Here is an 18446-nt window from a genome sequence, read left to right as displayed (position 1 = left end):
GTCGATCGTGCCCGGTTCCCGGTTTCCCGGAGCCCGCGCGCGTTCTCCCTCCCGGCACCGTCGCGCCCCTTCGGCTCACTCGCCCGGGCCCCGTCGGCTCACTCTTCGCACGCGAGCCGCGGCGTCCCGGCCGCGGCTCGCGCATGTGGTCCTCCACCTGTTCTGCCCGCACCGCCCGGCTCCCAACATGCCCCGCGCCGACGTTTCCCCTGGAGGGGGGCAGTCGTTGGGCGGATCGTGAAACACGTGATGAGACGGGCAGGGCTCGGCGCGGTCGCGGCCGTGGCATGGGCAGGACTGATGGCGGGGCTGGCCGGGTGCACGGGGGACAGCGGCCCGCTCCTCGGCGGCATCGGCGCGGGCGACAAGGCCCGGGCGCCCGGTGACACCATCCGGGTGATCCCGGAGGACGGTGCCAAGGGCGTCCCCGCCGACGGCCGCCTGGAGGTGCGGATCCCCAGCGGGCGGCTGGAGCGCGTGCGGGTGATGAAGGTGGAGGACGCCCAGCCGGCCGAGGTGCCCGGTGCCCTCTCCGAGGACGGGCTGCGGTGGCGCCCGGCGCGGGGTACGCGGCTGGCGCTGGCCGCCAAGTACAGCATCGACGCCGTCGCGCTCGACGGGCACGGCCGCCGCTCGGCCCGGCACTCCACCTTCACCACGACGGTGCCCGAGCACCGGTTCATCGGCTACTTCAAACCGGAGAACCGCTCCGTCGTCGGCACCGGCATGATCGTCTCGTTCTCCTTCAACCGGCCGATCGAGAACCGCGCCGCCGTCGAGCGGGCCATCCGGGTGACCTCCCGCCCGCCCGTCGAGGTGGCCGGGCACTGGTTCGGCAAGGACCGTCTCGACTTCCGCCCGCAGGAGTACTGGAAACCGGGCACGCAGGTCACCGTGGACCTGCGGCTGCGCGACGTCGAGGCGGCGCGCGGGGTGTACGGCATCCAGAACAAGACGGTGGGCTTCACCGTCGGCCGTTCCCAGGTCTCCGTGGTGGACGCGGAGGAGCACACCATGGAGGTGCGGCGCGACGGGAAGCTCGTCACCACCCTGCCCATCACGGCCGGGGCGCCCAAGACGACGACGTACAACGGGAAGATGGTGGTCACCGAGCTGTTCGACGTGACACGGATGAACGGTGCCACGGTCGGATTCACAGACAAGAAGACCGGAAAGGGCGAGTACGACATCAAGGACGTGCCGCATGCCATGCGGCTGACCGATTCCGGGACCTTCCTGCACGGCAACTACTGGGCGCCCCCGGCGACGTTCGGCACGGCGAACGTGAGCCACGGGTGCGTGGGGCTGCGCGACGTGAAGGGCGGCAGCGCGGACGCCCCGGCGGGCTGGTTCTTCGACCGCACGCTGATCGGCGACGTGGTGGAGGTGGTCAACTCCCGCGACCGCACCGTCGCCGCCCACAACGGGCTGGGCGGCTGGAACATGGACTGGAAGAAGTGGAAGGCCGGGTCCGCACTGGCCTGAACCGACCCCTCATACCCCCGCCGCATACGGCTGACCTGCGCGACCCGCTCACGTCTCGGACAAGTTGGGACTGAACGGTGACATTCTCGGGCGCTGCGTGGTGCCCGCAATGTGATTATCTATCGCGGTGCGCGCGGTTGGAGCGCGCGGGGGTGCGGGCCTCGGCGATGCCGATGGCCGGTGCGAGGGGAGACAGCATCGTGAACGGGCAGCCGATATCGGGGGCATCGGCCGGGGCGGGCGGTACGCGGCGCGGGGGCGGAAGCGGGGGCGGAACCGGCAGGGGTCCGCTGGCCCTGGTCCTGGGGGTCCTGCTGCTGCTGGTGACGGCGTGCGGGGGCGGTGACTCCGAGAGCGGCAGTGGCAAGGGCGGGGACACGAAGGACCGCGGGAAGGTGGAGAACGCGGCGTCGCAGGCCGTCGTCACCATCGCCCCCAAGGACGGAGCCGAGTCGGTCGCCACCAGCGGCGCCCTGAAGGTCACCGCGGAGAAGGGCACGCTGTCCACGGTCACCGTGGCCGACTCCAAGGGCAACCCGGTCGAGGGCAAGCTGGCGGCGGGGGGCACCAGCTGGGAGCCGGTCCGGCACCTGGCGTCGGGCACCAAGTACAAGGTGCACGCGGTCGCCAAGGACGCCGAGGGGCGCGAGTCCGCCAAGGACACCACGTTCACCACGCTCGTCCCCAAGAACACCTTCATCGGCCACTACACGCCCGAGGACGGCTCGACCGTCGGCGTCGGCATGCCGGTCTCCATCAACTTCACCCGGGGCATCACCGACCCGGAGGCCGTCGAGAAGGCCATCAAGGTGACCGCCGAGCCGTCCGTCCCGATCGAGGGCCACTGGTTCGGCAACGACCGCCTCGACTTCCGCCCGGAGAAGTACTGGGCCGCGGGCACCAAGGTGACCGTGCAGCTGAACCTGGACGGCGTCGAGGGCCGCCCGGGCGTGTACGGCAAGCAGTCCAAGACGGTGAAGTTCACCATCGGCCGCAGCCAGGTCTCCACCGTCGACGCGAGCGCCCACACCATGAAGGTCGTCCGCGACGGCAAGCTGATCAAGACCGTGCCGATCACCGCGGGCGCGCCGTCCACGACGACGTACAACGGCCAGATGGTCATCAGCGAGAAGTACAAGGTGACCCGCATGAACGGTGCCACGGTCGGCTTCGGCGGGGAGTACGACATCAAGGACGTGCCGCACGCCATGCGCCTGTCCACCTCGGGCACCTTCGTGCACGGCAACTACTGGGCGTCCGCCGGCACCTTCGGCTCGGCCAACGTCAGCCACGGCTGCGTGGGCCTGCGGGACGTGCGCGGCGCCTACGACGGCTCGACCCCGGCGGCCTGGTTCTACGACAACTCGATCATCGGCGACGTGGTGGTCGTGAAGAACTCCAAGGACAAGCAGATCCAGCCGGACAACGGTCTGAACGGCTGGAACATGCCGTGGTCGGAGTGGATCAAGTAGGTCCCCGGCATGTACGGGCCCGGTGCCGTCACTGTGACGGACGGCACCGGGCCCGTCGTCGTTAACGGCGGCTAACCTGCCCCGTATGACAGTCACTCTCGAAGTCTCCGAAGGCGTCGGCACCCTCCGCCTGGACCGCCCGCCGATGAACGCGCTGGACATCGCCACCCAGGACCGGCTGCGCGAACTCGCCGAAGAGGCGAGCCGACGCGACGACGTCCGCGCGGTGGTGCTGTACGGCGGCGAGAAGGTGTTCGCGGCGGGCGCGGACATCAAGGAGATGCAGGCGATGGACCACGCGGCCATGGTGCTGCGCTCCAAGGCCCTGCAGGACTCGTTCACCGCCGTCGCCCGCATCCCCAAGCCGGTCGTCGCCGCCGTCACCGGCTACGCGCTGGGCGGCGGCTGCGAGCTGGCCCTGTGCGCCGACTTCCGGATCGCGGGCGACAACGCCAAGCTGGGCCAGCCCGAGATCCTGCTGGGGCTGATCCCGGGGGCCGGCGGTACGCAGCGCCTGGCGCGGCTCGTCGGGCCGTCGAAGGCCAAGGACCTGATCTTCACGGGCCGTCATGTGAAGGCGGACGAGGCCCTCACCATCGGCCTGGTCGACCGTGTGGTGCCCGCGGCCGAGGTCTACGAGCAGGCGCACGCCTGGGCCGCGAAGCTCGCCCAGGGCCCGGCGCTCGCGCTGCGCGCCGCCAAGGAGTCCGTCGACGCGGGGCTGGAGACGGACATCGACACGGGCCTGACCGTGGAACGCAACTGGTTCGCCGGGCTGTTCGCGACCGAGGACCGCGAGCGGGGCATGCGCAGCTTCGTCGAGGAGGGGCCGGGCAAGGCCAAGTTCCTCTGACCACCGCCCTCTTGGGCACCGTTGACCGCCGTGTCAGCCGTGCGGGTGGTTTGGCGGAGCCCGGGGAGGACCCGGCCGCGGCCCTGGCGGCCCCCGGCGGGCGATGCGTGTGACCTGCGTCACCGCAGGTCACCCCCGGGTTCGGCCGACCGCCCTGCCGGAGGCATATGTCACCCGCCTCCCCGGAGTGGCTCGCTCCCCGTGCCGAATCCCGGGGAACCGCCCCGCGGACGCCTCCGGGCGGCCATCATGGTGGGCATGGCGGGGCTGGAAGGTGTGGAACAACCGCGGCAGCGCGGCAGTGCTACGGCCGCCCGGTGGGTGCCGGCCGCGGACGACGAGCGGGCCCTGGAGGCGCTGGAGTTCTTCGGCAATCCCACGGAGGACGAGGTGCGGCTGCCGTCCCGCCCCGAGTCCGCCGCGACGGCCCGGCGGCTGACCCAGTGCGTGGTCCTGCGCCAGTGGGCGCTCGGCCCGCAGATCGCCGAGCACGCGATCCTGCTCGTCTCCGAACTCGTGGGCAACGCCGTCCGGCACACCGGAGCACGGGTCTTCGGGCTGCGCATGCTGCGCCGCCGCGGCTGGATCCGGATCGAGGTGCGCGACCCCTCGCGCGGCCTGCCGTGCCTGATGCCGGTGCAGGAGATGGACACCAGCGGTCGCGGCCTCTTCCTCGTCGACAAGCTCTCCGACCGCTGGGGCGTCGACCTCCAGCCGCGCGGCAAGACCACCTGGTTCGAGATGCGGGTCTCCGACCGCTGAGGCCGGACGCACGAAAGCCCCCTCGCGCCGTGGTACGGCGCCGCGGGGGCTTTCCTGTGGGCGCCGTGGACGGGAAGTGGGGTGTGTCCACGGCGCGAACGCGACCTCGCCCGGGTCAATGGGGGTCGTGCACCGACTATGGCAGACGGGCGGCCTTGCCTCAAAAGACCCTACCGGCTCAAAAGTGTGCAAATCGGGTCAGTGGGGGTTGGAAGTCCAGGTGAGATGGGCCACTGACCTGGAAAACCATGAATAATTATGGGTTCCATCGTAGATTCTTCGGTCTGGCAGGCGGATCCTGAATTCCGGAATCGTTACTGTCCGGGCCTGTCGCGCCATACATCTCGCGTGACCCTCTCGAAGCGATCGAAGAGCCTCCTCGTCGCCGCCGCGCTCGCGGCCCTCGCCGGTTGCGGCGGCGCCGGCCACGACCGTACCGAGGCGCGGTCCACGAAGGCCGCCGTGCCCGCCCCCGTACCGAAGAAGGCCCCTGCCGGACTTCCCGGCATGCCGCCCCTCCTCGACCCCCGGGACGTCTACGCCGCCGACCGGCCCCACATGCTCTCCCCGGTGGTCAAGGGCTTCCCCTCGCGCGTCTACGTGCCCAACACCACCTCTGACACGGTCTCCGTCATCGACCCCGCCACGTACGAGGTCGTCGGGACCATCAAGGTGGGGGTCCAGCCCCAGCACGTGGTCCCGTCCTGGGATCTCAAGACCTTGTGGGTCAACAACAACCGCGGCCACACCCTCACCCCGATCGACCCGCGCACGGGCACCGCGGGCCCACCGGTCGAGGTCCACGACCCGTACAACCTCTACTTCACGCCCCAGGGCAAGTACGCCGTCGTCATGGCCTCCCTCGACCGCGAGCTGGTCTTCCGCGACCCCCACACCATGGAGCGCGTCCACACCGAGCCGGTCTCCTGCTACGGCGTCAACCACGCCGACTTCTCCGCCGACGGCCGGTACTTCATCGTCTCCTGCGAGTTCTCGGGCGAACTGCTGAAGGTCGACACGGAGCGGATGAAGGTGGTCGGCCAGCAGAGGCTGCCCTTCCGGGGCGCGATGCCGCAGGACGTCAAGCTGTCGCCGGACGGGAAGACCTTCTACATCGCCGACATGATGGCGCACGGCATGTGGGTGCTGGACGGCGAGGCGTTCACCGCACCGCGGCTGCTGCCGACCGGCAAGGGCTGCCACGGCCTGTACGTGTCCCGGGACTCCAAGGAGATGTACGTCTCCAACCGCGGCGAGGGGTCCGTCTCCGTCTTCGACTTCGCGCGGGGCGCGCTCACCAAGAAGTGGCACCTGCCGGACGGCGGCTCCCCGGACATGGGCGGCGTCTCCGCCGACGGCAAGGTGCTGTGGCTGACCGGGCGGTACGACGGCGAGGTGTACGCGATCGACACGACGACCGGCAGGCAGCTGGCCCGCATCCCGGTCGGCGGCGGCCCGCACGGCCTCGCGGTCTACCCTCAGCCCGGCCGCTACTCCCTCGGCCACACCGGCGTCTTCCGCTGACCGGCGCACGGCACCGAGCCGGTGCCCGGCCCGCCGGCCACGGCTCGCGGCGGCTCATCCGGCGACGAACAGCGCCTCCGAGCCCACCGGGCGGTAGCCCGCCGCCTGGAAGGCCCGCACGCTGCGCGCGTTGCCCGGCGACTGCTGCGCCCACACCACCGCGTCCGGCACCAGATGCCGGGCGGCGACCGCGAGGGCCCGGCCCAGGCCCCCGCCCCGGGCGGCCTCGTCCACCTCGACAGCGGCCTCCCAGCGGCCCGCGACGCCCCGGCCGAGCACCACCACACCGCCGTCGGCCGCCCAGACCCGTAGGTCGTCCCGGAACTTCCACGCGCGGGCGACACGGGGGTGGTCCGGGTCGGTGATCTCGCGCAGCGCGAGCTGCGGGGCCCCGGGGAGGGCGGGCGCGACCGTCAGCAGGTCGATGGTGTTCATGGAGCGGCCCGTGCGCGCCATGACGGCAGCGAGGAAGGCCGGGTTCATCGCGGCGGAGAGGGCGTCGCTCGCCGTGGCCGCCAGTTCCTGGCGGACCCACCGCGGGTCCTCGTCCAGGAAGACCACCGAATGAGCGGTGAAGGCCAGCACACCGGCGTCCCGCGGGCTCGGCTGCGGCACCACCCGCACCGAGCCGTCGGGCGGGGGGAAGACGCCGCGCGCCGCCGCCGCCAGGATGTCCGCCACCGCATCGCTCATGCCTCCATGGTCCACCACGGCCCCCGGACCGGACACCAGGGCCCTGCCGATAATCTGACCGCCGTCAGTTATGCACCAAGAAGGGGTGGACCTGTGGCGGACATCGAGTCGGCGCGCAAGGCATTCGAGCGGTTCGACGTGAACGGGGACGGGCTGATCTCGGCCGCCGAGTACAAGAGCGTCATGGCGCAGCTGGGTGACTTCAACGTCACCGAGACCGTGGCCCAGGCCGTCATCAACTCCCAGGACGGCAACGGCGACGGCCTGCTCACCTTCGACGAGTTCTGGGCGCACCTCAGCAAGGCGTGACCACGGGCACGGAGGACGGCGCCGTCCGGCGGTCCGGGCGGCGCCGTACGCACGCCCCGCGCGCCCGGCTCGCCGCGGCCGCCGGCCTGCTCGCCGTCCTCGCGGCCGCCCTGTTCGGCCCCGGGATCGCCGCCCAGGGCACGGGCGAGCTGCACATCCCCGCGGCCGGGACCACCACCCTGCTGCGCGTCGCCGTCCTCGCCGCCCTCGCGGTGCACCTCGGCGAACTCGCCGGGGCCCGGCTCGCGGGCCCCGGGCCGCGGCCGTCCCCCTACGCCCTGGGGGCCGCTCTCGGGGGCGCCGCCGCGTCGGCGGGGCAGATCGTGCTGCTCGCCCGCGTGAGCGACCTGGACATCACCGCGGTCTACGGCACGCGGGACGGCGGGCTGCTCCTGGCCATGGCGAACGGCTTCGCCCTCGCGGCCGGCTGCGTGGCGCTGAAGCGGCCCGGGTGGGCCACGGCCCCGCTCGCGCTGGTGATCGGCGCGGAGGCGCTGCGCGCGCACCCCGAGCCGTACACGCCGGAGATCGGCACGGCGCTGACCGTCGTGCACCTGATCGCCGCGTCCCTGTGGACCGGGGGCCTGCTGTACGTGCTGCGCGTGGTGCGGCTGCGCGGCGGGGCGCGGGAGGCGCTGCTGCGGTACGCCCGCCTCGCCAGCTGGCTCTACGCGGCGCTCGCCGTCACCGGCACGTGCTCGGCGCTGCGCCGGCTCCCGGCCGACGTCGTGCTGGGCTCCGCCTACGGGCGGGTCCTGCTGGCCAAGCTGGCGCTGATGGCCGTGGTGAGCGTCCTCGCCGTGGCCGCGCGCCGCCGGCTGGGGCCCCGGGGACGGGACGCGACGGCCCCCGCCCGCACCGAGCTGGCGGTGCTGGCGGGGGTCGTCGTGGTCTCGGCGCTCCTGACGGTCGTACCCGACCCGCACTGGGTCAGTACACGCCTGTCGCTGCGCTGATCAGCACTCGATGATGTTCACCGCGAGACCGCCGCGCGCGGTCTCCTTGTACTTCACCGACATGTCGGCGCCGGTCTCCTTCATGGTCTTGATGACCTTGTCCAGGGAGACCTTGTGGCTGCCGTCACCGCGCATCGCCATCCGCGCCGCCGTGACGGCCTTGACCGCCGCCATGCCGTTGCGCTCGATGCACGGGATCTGCACCAGACCGCCGACCGGGTCGCAGGTCAGGCCCAGGTTGTGCTCCATACCGATCTCGGCGGCGTTCTCCACCTGCTCGGGGGAGCCGCCCAGCACCTCGGCGAGGGCGCCGGCCGCCATCGAGCAGGCCGAGCCGACCTCGCCCTGGCAGCCGACCTCGGCGCCGGAGATCGAGGCGTTCTCCTTGAAGAGCATGCCGATCGCGCCCGCGGCGAGCAGGAAGCGGACCACGCCCTCCTCGTCCGCGCCGGGCACGAAGTTCATGTAGTAGTGCAGGACCGCCGGGATGATGCCCGCGGCGCCGTTGGTCGGGGCCGTCACGACGCGGCCGCCCGCGGCGTTCTCCTCGTTCACGGCCATGGCGTACAGCGTGATCCACTCCATGGCCAGGGCCTGGGCGTCGCCCTCCGAGCGCAGCTTGCGCGCGGTGGTGGCGGCGCGGCGGCGGACCTTCAGACCGCCCGGCAGGATGCCCTCGCGGGACATGCCGCGGTCCACGCACGCCTGCATCACGCGCCAGATCTCCAGCAGGCCCTCACGGATCTCCGTCTCCGTGCGCCAGGCCTTCTCGTTCTCCAGCATCAGGGCGGAGATCGACAGGCCGGTCTCCTTGGTCAGGCGCAGCAGCTCGTCACCGGTGCGGAAGGGGTGCTTCAGGACGGTGTCGTCGAGCTTGATCCGGTCCTCGCCGACCGCGTCCTCGTCGACGACGAACCCGCCGCCGACCGAGTAGTACGTCTTCTCCAGCAGCGTGCCGCCGTCGGCGTCGTACGCCCACAGGGTCATGCCGTTGGCGTGGTAGGGCAGCGCCTTGCGGCGGTGCAGGACCAGGTCCCGGTCGAAGTCGAAGGCGATCTCGTGCACGCCGAGCAGGCTGATGCGCGCCTCGCTCCTGATCCGCTCGACCTGCTCGTCGGCGGTCTCGACGTCGACCGTGCGGGGCGAGTTGCCCTCCAGGCCGAGCAGGACCGCCTTGGGGGTGCCGTGGCCGTGGCCGGTCGCGCCCAGCGAGCCGTACAGCTCGGCCCGTATCGAGGCGGTGTGGGCCAGCAGGCCCTCGTTCTTGAGCCGGCGGGCGAACATCCGGGCCGCCCGCATGGGGCCGACCGTGTGGGAGCTGGACGGGCCGATGCCGATCGAGAACAGGTCGAAGACCGAGATGGCCACGGGGGACTCCTTGGTTGGAAGACGTCGCTGTCTGCCGGGGTGGTGCAGGGACAACGGGTGGGGCGGGATGCGGGGCAAGGGACGGGGCACCGCACTCACTGTCCAGTGTGCGCGGTGCCCCGCAGATCAGTCTGTTGCGTACGTAACGCCGTAAGGGCTACAGACCAGGGTAAAGCGGGTGCTTCGCGGCGAGGGCGGAGACCCGGGCCTTGAGCGCGTCCGCGTCGTAGGACGGCTTCAGCGCCTCGGCGATGATGTCGGCGACCTCGGTGAAGTCCTCGGCCTGGAAGCCACGGGTGGCCAGGGCCGGGGTGCCGATCCGCAGACCCGAGGTGACCATCGGGGGCCGCGGGTCGTTCGGGATCGCGTTGCGGTTGACGGTGATGCCGACCTCGTGGAGCCGGTCCTCGGCCTGCTGGCCGTCGAGCTCGCTGTTGCGGAGGTCGACCAGCACCAGGTGCACGTCGGTACCGCCGGTCAGGACCGACACGCCGTGCTCGGTGACGTCCGGCCGGACCAGGCGCTCGGCCAGGATGCGGGCGCCGTCCAGGGTGCGCTGCTGGCGCTCCTTGAAGTCCTCGCTCGCGGCGACCTTGAACGCCACGGCCTTGGCGGCGATCACGTGCTCCAGCGGGCCGCCCTGCTGACCGGGGAAGACCGCGGAGTTGATCTTCTTGGCGAGCTCGGCGGTGGAGAGGATCACACCACCGCGCGGGCCGCCCAGCGTCTTGTGGGTCGTGGTGGTGACCACGTGGGCGTGCGGCACCGGGTTGGGGTGCAGACCCGCCGCGACCAGGCCCGCGAAGTGGGCCATGTCGACCATCAGGTACGCGCCGACCTCGTCCGCGATGCGGCGGAAGGCGGCGAAGTCCAGCTGGCGGGGGTAGGCGGACCAGCCGGCGACGATCAGCTTCGGCTTGGACTCCTTGGCCAGGCGCTCGACCTCGGCCATGTCGACCTGGCCGGTGGCGTCGTCGACGTGGTACGGGACCACGTTGTAGAGCTTGCCGGAGAAGTTGATCTTCATGCCGTGGGTCAGGTGCCCGCCGTGGGCGAGGTTCAGGCCCATGATGGTGTCGCCCGGCTTGAGCAGCGCGAACATCGCGGCGGCGTTCGCCTGGGCGCCCGAGTGCGGCTGCACGTTCGCGTGCTCGGCACCGAACAGGGCCTTGATGCGGTCGATGGCGATCTGCTCGACCACGTCGACGTGCTCGCAGCCGCCGTAGTAGCGGCGGCCGGGGTAACCCTCGGCGTACTTGTTGGTGAGGACCGAGCCCTGGGCCTCCATGACCGCGACCGGGGCGAAGTTCTCCGAGGCGATCATTTCCAGGGTGGACTGCTGGCGGTGGAGCTCGGCGTCGACAGCGGCGGCGACGTCCGGGTCCAGCTCGTGGAGAGGGGTGTTCAGAAGCGACATCGGGAAGGTCCTTAGCCTTAAGAGCCGGAGAACTCGGTGTACTCGTCGGCGGAGAGCAGGTCCTTCGGCTCCTCGCTGACGCGCACCTTGAAGAGCCAGCCGCCCTCGAAGGGGGCGGTGTTCACCAGCGACGGGTCGTCCACGACTTCCTGGTTGACCTCGGCGACCTCACCGGTCACGGGCGAGTACAGGTCGCTGACGGACTTGGTCGACTCCAGCTCACCACAGGTCTCGCCCGCGGTCACCGTCTCGCCGACCTCCGGGAGCTGGACGTACACGACGTCGCCGAGGGCGTTCGCCGCGTGCTCCGTGATGCCGACCGTCGACACGCCGTCCTCGGCGGCCGACAGCCACTCGTGCTCCTTGCTGTAGCGCAGCTGCTGGGGGTTGCTCATGACTGGGATTCTCCTGTACGCGGGGGAGTGCTGGTGAACGGGGGAGTGGTGCGCGGCGTCACTTCTGGCGCTTGTAGAAGGGGAGCGCCACGACCTCGTACGGCTCATGGGTACCGCGGATGTCGACGCCGACGCCCGGCGTCCCCGGTGCGGCGTGCGCCGCGTCCACGTACGCCATGGCGATCGGCCTGCCCAGCGTCGGGGACGGCGCGCCCGAGGTGACCTCGCCGATCACCGTGCCGTCCGCGACCACCTGCATCCCGGCGCGCGGGACCCGGCGGCCCTCGGCGACCAGGCCCACGAGCTTGCGCGGCGGGGCGATCCGCGCCCGCTCGGCGGCGGCGGCGAGCGCCTCGCGGCCCACGAAGTCGCCCTCCTTCTCGAACTTGACCACCCGGCCCAGCCCCGCGTCGAAGGGGGTCAGGGACGTGCTCAGCTCGTGCCCGTACAGCGGCATGCCCGCCTCCAGGCGCAGCGTGTCGCGGCAGGACAGCCCGCACGGGATCAGGCCCGCGTCCCGGCCCGCCTCCGTCAGCGCCTGCCACAGCTTCTCGGCGTGCTGCGGCTCCACGAACAGCTCGAAGCCGTCCTCGCCGGTGTAGCCCGTCCGGGCGATCAGCGCGGGCACGCCCGCGACGGTGCCCGGCAGCCCGGCGTAGTACTTCAGCCCGTCCAGGTCGGCGTCCGTGACCGACTTCAGGATGCCGGGCGACTCCGGGCCCTGGATGGCGATCAGCGCGTACGCGTCCCGGTCGTCACGCACGGCGGCGTCGAAGCCCGCGGCCCGCTCGGTGAGCGCGTCCAGCACGACCTGCGCGTTGGAGGCGTTGGCGACGACCATGTACTCGGTCCCGGCGAGGCGGTAGACGATCAGGTCGTCGAGGATCCCACCGTCCTCCCGGCAGATCATCGTGTACCGGGCGCGGCCGACGGCTACGCCGCCGATGTTGCCGACCAGCGCGTGGTCGAGCAGGGCGGCGGCCTGCGGACCGGTCACGGTGATCTCACCCATGTGGGAGAGGTCGAAGAGGCCGGCCTTGGTCCGGACGGCGTTGTGCTCGTCACGCTCGCTGCCGTACCGCAGCGGCATGTCCCAGCCCGCGAAGTCGGTCATGGTCGCGCCGAGCGCCCGATGCACGGCATCGAGGGCGGTGAGGCGTGGGGCAGTGCTCATGGATGTGGCTCCCAGGTCCCAGGACGGGCATGGCTCGAAGACGGTCCTCCCCATCTGTCATCGGAACCTGAGAGGTTCACCGTGACCGTACGGAGGTGTGGAGACGCGTGCGGTCCTCGGCTTGCACCTTGGGTGGAGCCGCCGCGGCGGCCCGCTTTTCAGATCTGCCTCATCCGCGCGGTACGGGGCCTGAGAGATTCAAGGGAGGAACTTGCTCCTTCGGCGCCCGGGCGGACCCGGAACTCTCCCGCGCGGATTCAAGCGGCCGGTATGCGGTTGTGGCGGTCGCACACCTGTGTGTGCGCCGGCGCGCACATCATTGCACGCGGGGTCTGATCGGCAAATCGCTTGTGCCTTATTACCCGTTCTTTACACTTCTTGGGCAAGGGTCGGGGTAGGCCGAGCCCGAGCAGGGGGAGTGAGCGATGACGTTGCAGCGGTGGGGTTCCACCCGGCGCGGTCCGGTGGGGAGCGCCTGTGCGGCGACCGGCGCGCACACGGGTGCCATGCCGGGTGCCGTGACCCGGGCGGCCATGCCGGGTGCCGTGCCCCGGGCGGCCGTATCCGGAGTGGTGACCGGTGCCGTGCCGACGCGCCGCCGCCCGGCACCGGCCGCGCCCGTCCTGCGCGACCTGCGGGACCGCGCGGGACGCTGCCCGCGCACCCTCGGCTTCGCCGACGGCGACCTGGTGGTCGTCTCCGGCCTGCCCGGCAGCGGCAAGTCCACCCTCATCGCCCGCGCGGCCGGCGGACGTGGCATCGACTCGCAGGACACCCGCGAGCGCTGGGAGGCCCGGATGCCCCGGTTCCTGCCGTACGCCGTGTACCGCCCGCTCGTCCGCATCGCCCACTACGCCGGGCTCCACCGCGCGCTGCGCTCCGGCGCCGGCGTGGTCGTCCACGACTGCGGCACCCAGGCCTGGGTGCGGCGCTGGCTCGCCCGCGAGGCCCGCCGGCGCGGCAGGGCCCTGCACCTCGTCCTGCTCGACGTCACCGCCGAGGTGGCCCGCGAGGGCCAGCGCCACCGGGGGCGCGGTGTGTCCGGGTACGCCTTCGCGCGGCACCGCAGGGCGGTGGGGCGGCTGGTGCGGGACGCCGAGAAGGGGGTCCTGCCCGGCGGCTGCGCCTCCGCCGTGCTGCTGGACCGCCCGGCCGCGGCGGCGCTGACCCGCATCACGTTCGGCTGAGCCGCGGCCCGGGCGCTAGGGTGCTGGCGCAGACCCCGCGCGGGTGGGACGCGCGGGCGGGGACGAGGGGACACCAGTGGACACTGCCTGGCCGGTCAACGAGCTCGAAGAGGTGCTCGCCGCCTCGCTCGGCAACCCGGCGGCCGGAGGCCGGCTCGTCGAGGTGCTGGGCCGCAGCCCCGTCTGGGTGCCCCTGCCCGAGGGCGGCGGCCCCGACAGCGCCGATCTGGACCTGCCGATGCTGGAGCTCGACGGCCAGGCGTACGTCCCCGTCTTCAGCTCCGAGCAGCAGTTCCTGCACTGCGTGGGCCCCCACATGGCGTACACCGTCGCGCCCGCCGTCGAGTTCGCCCGTGGCCTGCCCCCGCAGGTCGGCATCGCGGTGAACCCCGGCGGGGCCGTCGGCGCGCCCCTCCCGCCGCCCGCGGTCGCCGAGCTGTGCCGGGCCGGCCGCACGCCCCTGGACGGCCCCGCGAGCGGCGGCCGGGTGCGCCTGTCCGAACCGGACTGGCAGGAGGACCCGGTCGACTTCCTGTCCGCCGCGGCCGCCGAGTTCCGTGCCACCGGTACCGTGCTCACCGCCCGTCGCGCCCTCGCGAGCGTCGAGGGGGACGCCCCGTCGCTCTTCATCGGCGTGCAGCTCTCCTCCTGGGAGGGCGCCGACCGCAACGCGCCCATGGACGCGCTCGGCCGGGCACTGGGCCGCGTCCAGGTGCCCTGGCCGGTCAACCTGGTCCTGCTCGACATCGCGCAGGACCCGGTCGGCGACTGGATGCTGGAGAAGGTGCGGCCCTTCTACCAGCGCGAGCAGGTGTAGACGCACATAAGCTGGTGCGGTGGATCGACGAGGGGCGGGACCCAGGGTGAGCGCGCAAGGCACCGCGGCGGCCGGGCAGGCAGCCGGGCGGATCGAGCAGCTGCTGAGCCAGGTCACGCCCGGACGCTACGACCAGTACGAGGCGCTGCTGGCGGCCCTCGCCGACGCCCCGCTGTGGATGCTGCTCTGGCACGGCCGGGCCGGCGCGCCCGACGCGCAGTACGGGAACATGGAGGTCGACGGCCTCGGCTACGCGCCGTGCGTCACCTCCGCCCAGGAGCTCGCCGTCTCCGGCTGGAACCGCGCCCACGAGGTCATCACCGGCCGTGACATCGCCCGCGCCCTCTACCCCGACCGCTGGGGCATCTGGCTCAACCCGCACGCCCCCGGTGGCGGCGTCGGCATCCCGTGGCCCGACCTGCGCCGGATCGCCACCGGGCTGGACCGGATGCCCGCGGGGCCGCTGAAGCTCTCCGAACCCGCCATCCAGATCCCCCAGTTCTACGCCCTGCTCACGCAGAACGCCCACCGCACGCCGGCCGTGCGCTCGCTGCGCCGCGCCTGGGTGCAGCCCGCGCTCGGTTCCCCGTACCTCGCCATCGGCCTGGACCTGTACGACACGACGCAGGCGTCCGTCGACGCGGTGCGCACCATGATGAGCCAGTCGATCGCGGCCGTCCCGGACGGGTTGCCCGTCTCGACGGTCGCCATGTCCGACGAGTACGACCCGGTGACGATGTGGCTGCGGGCCAACGCCCGGCCCTTCTACGACCGCGAGGCCCACGTGACCGCGCCCGTCGCGGGCGGGTACGGCTATCCCCCCGGCGCGCCCCGCACGCCCTGACGCGTGTCCGTTCTGCCGAAATACCGCCCGAGTTGGTCCGCTGAGCCGATCAACCGGTCCGCATAACGGAAGCCACCGGACCGCATCACGGTTGCGCAAACATTCCCCGCCAGGTCTGGCGGGTGATCGCGAACCCATTGAAGACTCCCCCCAACCAGGGGGCGTCGCACATACGTGCAGCGCAACGCGCACCTCCTGAGCACCTGCACCACGGACCGCATCGCAGACCCGGGCGGCCCGTAGAGGCGCTGCCGGCGACCGTCGGCACGGGCGAGCACGAGGGACGATGACCGCACCCATGGAGACCACCGGAGCACAGGCCGAGGCAGCGCCTGAGGCCGTACTCGCAGGCGTCAAGTCCAAGCAGATCGAGGGCCGTTCACTCGGACAGATCGCTTGGACCCGCTTCAAGCGGGACAAGCTGGCCGTCACCGGCGGAGTCGTCGTCATCCTCCTCATCCTGGTCGCGGTGCTGTCCCGGCCGCTCCAAACGCTCCTCGGCCTCGACCCGAACGCCCTCCAGCAGGACCTGATCGACCCGAACACCTCGCTGCCCAAGGGGTCGTTCGGCGGCATGAGCCTGGACCACCCGCTGGGCGTCGACCCGAAGTTCGGCCGCGACATCCTCGCCCGCATCCTCGAGGGGTCCTGGGTCTCGCTGGTCGTCGCCTTCGGAGCCACGGTCCTGTCCAACGTCATCGGCGTGGTGCTCGGCCTGATGGCCGGTTACTACGGCGGCCGCGTGGACACCTTCATCAGCCGGCTCATGGACACGTTCCTCGCGTTCCCGCTGCTGCTGTTCGCCATCGCCATCTCGGCGACCCTGCAGGGAGGTGCCTTCGGCCTGGAGGGCCTGCCCCTCCACATCAGTGTGCTCATCTTCGTCATCGGCTTCTTCAACTGGCCCTACATGGCCCGTATCGTCCGCGGTCAGACGCTGGCGCTGCGGGAACGCGAGTTCATCGACGCCTCGCGCGGGATGGGGGCCCGCGGCCCGTACATCCTCTTCCGCGAGCTGCTGCCGAACCTCGTAGGACCCATCACCGTCTACGCCACGCTGCTCATCCCGACCAACATCATCTTCGAGGCGTCGCTCAGCTTCCTCGGGGTCGGTATCCAGCCGCCGCAGGCCTCATGGGGAGGCATGCTCCGGGAGGCGGTCACGTTCTTCGAGGTCGACCCGCAGTTCATGCTCGTCCCCGGCCTCGCGATCTTCATCACCGTACTGGCCTTCAACCTGCTCGGTGATGGCCTTCGGGACGCTCTCGATCCGCGCAGCCGCTGAAGGCCGCGCACCACCGGGATCGTTCCCGATCAATTGTCGGAACAAAAAGGGGAGTTCGACGAAAATGCGAAGGTCAGCAGTGGCCGCACTCGCGGTCGTCAGCAGTGCGAGCCTGCTCCTCGCGGGCTGCAGCAAGGCGGACGACGGCAGCGGCGAGGACGGCGCCAAGGGCAATGCCAAGGCGAACGCGGCGACGACCGGGGTCGTCAACGTCTCGGACAAGACGGGCGGCACGGTCACCTACGCGATGGCCGACGCCCCCGAGTCGTTCGACCCGGGCAACACGTACTACGCCTTCCTCTACAACTTCAGCCGCCTCTACGCGCGTCCGTTGACGACCTTCAAGCCGGCCCCCGGTGAGAAGGGCAACGAGCTCGTGCCGGACCTCGCCGAGTCGATGGGCGTCCCGAGCGACGGCGGCAAGACGTGGACGTACAAGCTCCGCAAGGGCGTCAAGTACGACGACGGCACGCCGGTCACGGCCAAGGACGTCAAGTACGCGGTCGAGCGCTCCAACTTCGCGCGTGACGTGCTCTCCAACGGCCCCAACTACTTCCAGACGCTGCTGGACGGCGGGGACAAGTACAAGGGCCCGTACAAGGACAAGAGCGACAAGGGCCTGGCGTCCATCCAGACCCCGGACGACCACACCATCGTCTTCAAGCTCAACCAGCCGTTCGCGGACTTCGACTACCTGGTCAGCGCCCCGCAGACCGCTCCGGTGCCGAAGGCCAAGGACAAGGGCGCGCAGTACACCTCCTCCGTGGTCTCCTCGGGCTCGTACAAGTTCGAGACCTACCAGGAGGGCAAGCAGGTCGTCCTGACCCGCAACGAGCACTGGGACGCCAAGACCGACCCGCTGCGCAAGCAGTACCCGGACAAGATCGTCCTGAACATGAAGGTCAACCAGGCCACCATCGACAAGGACCTGATGGCCGGTGAGATCATCGCCGACCTGAAGGGCGCGGGTGTCGACGCCCAGACCCAGGCGCAGGTGATGGCCAAGGAGGACCTCAAGGCCAACACCGACAACGCGTACGGCGGCCGCCTCGTCTACACGGCGATCAACACCAAGGTGAAGCCGTTCGACAACGTCGAGTGCCGCAAGGCCGTGCAGTACGCCATCGACAAGGTCTCCGTGCAGACCTCGATGGGCGGGCCGATCCGCGGCGAGATCGCCTCGACGATCATGCCGAACGACCTCCCCGGCTACCAGAAGTTCGACCTGTACCCCACCGAGGGCAACAAGGGTGACGTGGCGAAGGCCAAGCAGCACCTGAAGGCCTGCGGCCAGGAGAAGATCTCCACCTTCATCTCCGCGCGCAGCGAGCGCCAGAGCGAGGTCGACGCCGCCACCGCCGTCGTCGCGGCGCTGAAGAAGGTCGGCATCGACGCCAAGATCAAGCAGTACCCGGGCAGCAAGTACTTCACGGACTACGCGGGTGTCCCCTCCTTCACCAAGAAGGAGAACATCGGCCTGATGATGATGCAGTGGGGCTCCGACTGGCCGACCGGCTACGGCTACCTGAAGCAGATCCTGCACGGCAAGGCCATCAGCCAGTCCGGCAACACCAACCTCTCCGAGCTGGACGACCCGGCGATCAACAAGCTGTTCGACCAGGCCATCGCGAACACCGACAAGGCGGCGCGTGACGCGGCCTACGCGGAGATCGACAAGAAGGCCATGGAGCAGGCGGTCATCGTCCCGCTGACCTACTTCAAGGTCCTGCACTACCGCTCGCCGTACGGCACCAACATGACGGCCTCCTCGGCCTGGAGCGGTCAGTACGACTACCTCAACATCGGCACCACGAAGAAGTAGCCCCGGAAGGCAGGTGAAGGCATTGGTGCCCGCGGTTCCCCGCGTCCCCCGACGCGCGGCCCGCGGGCACCGGCGCCGGTCCC

General features: G+C 71.2%; 17 protein-coding genes and 1 riboswitch. Of the genes, 12 read left to right on the top strand and 5 right to left on the bottom strand.

Translation table 11 applies throughout. From position 1 onward, the window contains the following. Positions 1 to 249 precede the first annotated feature (249 nt). From IH00_RS0114890 to IH00_RS0114870, 5 genes are all read left to right on the top strand, one after another. On the top strand, positions 250 to 1485 hold the full coding sequence (locus IH00_RS0114890) for a L,D-transpeptidase (protein WP_107064462.1): 1236 nt from the start codon (positions 250 to 252) through the stop codon (positions 1483 to 1485). A gap of 200 nt (positions 1486 to 1685) precedes the next feature. Further along, complete coding sequence (locus IH00_RS0114885; protein ID WP_031073634.1) at positions 1686 to 2957, top strand: L,D-transpeptidase; 1272 nt, start codon at positions 1686 to 1688, stop codon at positions 2955 to 2957. Positions 2958 to 3042: 85 nt separating this feature from the next. After that, the gene (locus IH00_RS0114880; protein ID WP_031073631.1) at positions 3043 to 3810 is read left to right on the top strand and encodes an enoyl-CoA hydratase/isomerase family protein; all 768 of its coding nucleotides are present in this window, start codon (positions 3043 to 3045) and stop codon (positions 3808 to 3810) included. A 246-nt stretch (positions 3811 to 4056) separates the two neighbouring features. Continuing rightward, positions 4057 to 4572, top strand: coding sequence for an ATP-binding protein (locus IH00_RS0114875; protein ID WP_234334855.1), 516 nt, complete (start codon positions 4057 to 4059; stop codon positions 4570 to 4572). Between the two features lie 348 nt (positions 4573 to 4920). Continuing rightward, on the top strand, positions 4921 to 6096 hold the full coding sequence (locus IH00_RS0114870) for a YncE family protein (RefSeq protein ID WP_031073627.1): 1176 nt from the start codon (positions 4921 to 4923) through the stop codon (positions 6094 to 6096). Positions 6097 to 6150: 54 nt separating this feature from the next. On the opposite strand, the gene IH00_RS0114865 is transcribed toward IH00_RS0114870, so the two are convergent. Further along, positions 6151 to 6789 (bottom strand): N-acetyltransferase, encoded by a 639-nt coding sequence (locus IH00_RS0114865; RefSeq protein WP_031073626.1) that lies wholly within the window; start codon positions 6787 to 6789, stop codon positions 6151 to 6153. A gap of 93 nt (positions 6790 to 6882) precedes the next feature. On the opposite strand from IH00_RS0114865, the gene IH00_RS0114860 reads away from it, so the two are divergent. Next, positions 6883 to 7098 (top strand): EF-hand domain-containing protein, encoded by a 216-nt coding sequence (locus IH00_RS0114860; protein ID WP_031073624.1) that lies wholly within the window; start codon positions 6883 to 6885, stop codon positions 7096 to 7098. Continuing rightward, positions 7095 to 8054, top strand: a complete 960-nt coding sequence (locus IH00_RS0114855) for a CopD family protein (RefSeq protein WP_031073622.1) — start codon at positions 7095 to 7097, stop codon at positions 8052 to 8054. Before IH00_RS0114860 ends, IH00_RS0114855 begins: the two co-directional genes overlap by 4 nt. Here the strand turns inward: IH00_RS0114855 and IH00_RS0114850 are convergent, their stop codons facing one another. The 4 genes from IH00_RS0114850 to gcvT all read right to left on the bottom strand — a co-directional run bounded on the left by IH00_RS0114850 (position 8055) and on the right by gcvT (position 12408). Next, positions 8055 to 9422 carry an L-serine ammonia-lyase gene (locus IH00_RS0114850; RefSeq protein WP_031073620.1) on the bottom strand — a complete coding sequence of 456 codons (1368 nt, stop codon included), beginning with the start codon at positions 9420 to 9422 and terminating at the stop codon, positions 8055 to 8057. A gap of 157 nt (positions 9423 to 9579) precedes the next feature. After that, positions 9580 to 10839, bottom strand: a complete 1260-nt coding sequence (gene glyA / locus IH00_RS0114845; protein ID WP_031073618.1) for a serine hydroxymethyltransferase — start codon at positions 10837 to 10839, stop codon at positions 9580 to 9582. A gap of 17 nt (positions 10840 to 10856) precedes the next feature. Continuing rightward, a complete protein-coding gene (gcvH, locus tag IH00_RS0114840) occupies positions 10857 to 11234 on the bottom strand; it encodes a glycine cleavage system protein GcvH (protein ID WP_031073616.1) in 378 nt (125 codons plus the stop codon). A 58-nt stretch (positions 11235 to 11292) separates the two neighbouring features. Next, positions 11293 to 12408: a glycine cleavage system aminomethyltransferase GcvT gene (gene gcvT / locus IH00_RS0114835; protein WP_031073614.1), complete on the bottom strand. Its 1116-nt coding sequence runs from the start codon at positions 12406 to 12408 to the stop codon at positions 11293 to 11295. Between the two features lie 168 nt (positions 12409 to 12576). Then, positions 12577 to 12668, bottom strand: a riboswitch (glycine riboswitch). A 165-nt stretch (positions 12669 to 12833) separates the two neighbouring features. Between gcvT and IH00_RS0114830 the strand changes: the two genes are divergently transcribed. The 5 genes from IH00_RS0114830 (at position 12834) to IH00_RS0114810 (ending at position 18363) form a co-directional block, all read left to right on the top strand. Then, positions 12834 to 13595 (top strand): AAA family ATPase, encoded by a 762-nt coding sequence (locus IH00_RS0114830; RefSeq protein WP_420710877.1) that lies wholly within the window; start codon positions 12834 to 12836, stop codon positions 13593 to 13595. Positions 13596 to 13671: 76 nt separating this feature from the next. Beyond that, complete coding sequence (locus IH00_RS0114825; protein ID WP_031073610.1) at positions 13672 to 14412, top strand: enhanced serine sensitivity protein SseB; 741 nt, start codon at positions 13672 to 13674, stop codon at positions 14410 to 14412. 46 nt (positions 14413 to 14458) lie between these two features. After that, positions 14459 to 15256, top strand: coding sequence for an enhanced serine sensitivity protein SseB C-terminal domain-containing protein (locus tag IH00_RS0114820; protein WP_031073608.1), 798 nt, complete (start codon positions 14459 to 14461; stop codon positions 15254 to 15256). A gap of 286 nt (positions 15257 to 15542) precedes the next feature. Continuing rightward, positions 15543 to 16541, top strand: a complete 999-nt coding sequence (locus IH00_RS0114815) for an ABC transporter permease (RefSeq protein WP_031073606.1) — start codon at positions 15543 to 15545, stop codon at positions 16539 to 16541. A 64-nt stretch (positions 16542 to 16605) separates the two neighbouring features. Beyond that, positions 16606 to 18363 (top strand): ABC transporter substrate-binding protein, encoded by a 1758-nt coding sequence (locus IH00_RS0114810; protein WP_031073604.1) that lies wholly within the window; start codon positions 16606 to 16608, stop codon positions 18361 to 18363. Positions 18364 to 18446: the final 83 nt, after the last annotated feature.

The organism is Streptomyces sp. NRRL S-118, assembly GCF_000716335.1.
GTDB lineage: Bacteria > Actinomycetota > Actinomycetes > Streptomycetales > Streptomycetaceae > Streptomyces.
The sequence above is the reverse complement of the archived record's forward strand: the minus strand, read 5'-3'. Positions and strand labels throughout refer to the sequence as shown.

Coding starts and splice junctions, on each gene's coding strand:
- gcvH (WP_031073616.1), bottom strand. CDS start 11,234: ATGAGCAACCCCCAGCAGCTGCGCTACAGCAAGGAGCACGAGTGGCTG.
- IH00_RS0114865 (WP_031073626.1), bottom strand. CDS start 6,789: ATGAGCGATGCGGTGGCGGACATCCTGGCGGCGGCGGCGCGCGGCGTC.
- IH00_RS0114880 (WP_031073631.1), top strand. CDS start 3,043: ATGACAGTCACTCTCGAAGTCTCCGAAGGCGTCGGCACCCTCCGCCTG.
- glyA (WP_031073618.1), bottom strand. CDS start 10,839: ATGTCGCTTCTGAACACCCCTCTCCACGAGCTGGACCCGGACGTCGCC.
- IH00_RS0114815 (WP_031073606.1), top strand. CDS start 15,543: ATGACCGCACCCATGGAGACCACCGGAGCACAGGCCGAGGCAGCGCCT.
- gcvT (WP_031073614.1), bottom strand. CDS start 12,408: ATGAGCACTGCCCCACGCCTCACCGCCCTCGATGCCGTGCATCGGGCG.
- IH00_RS0114810 (WP_031073604.1), top strand. CDS start 16,606: ATGCGAAGGTCAGCAGTGGCCGCACTCGCGGTCGTCAGCAGTGCGAGC.
- IH00_RS0114890 (WP_107064462.1), top strand. CDS start 250: ATGAGACGGGCAGGGCTCGGCGCGGTCGCGGCCGTGGCATGGGCAGGA.
- IH00_RS0114830 (WP_420710877.1), top strand. CDS start 12,834: ATGACGTTGCAGCGGTGGGGTTCCACCCGGCGCGGTCCGGTGGGGAGC.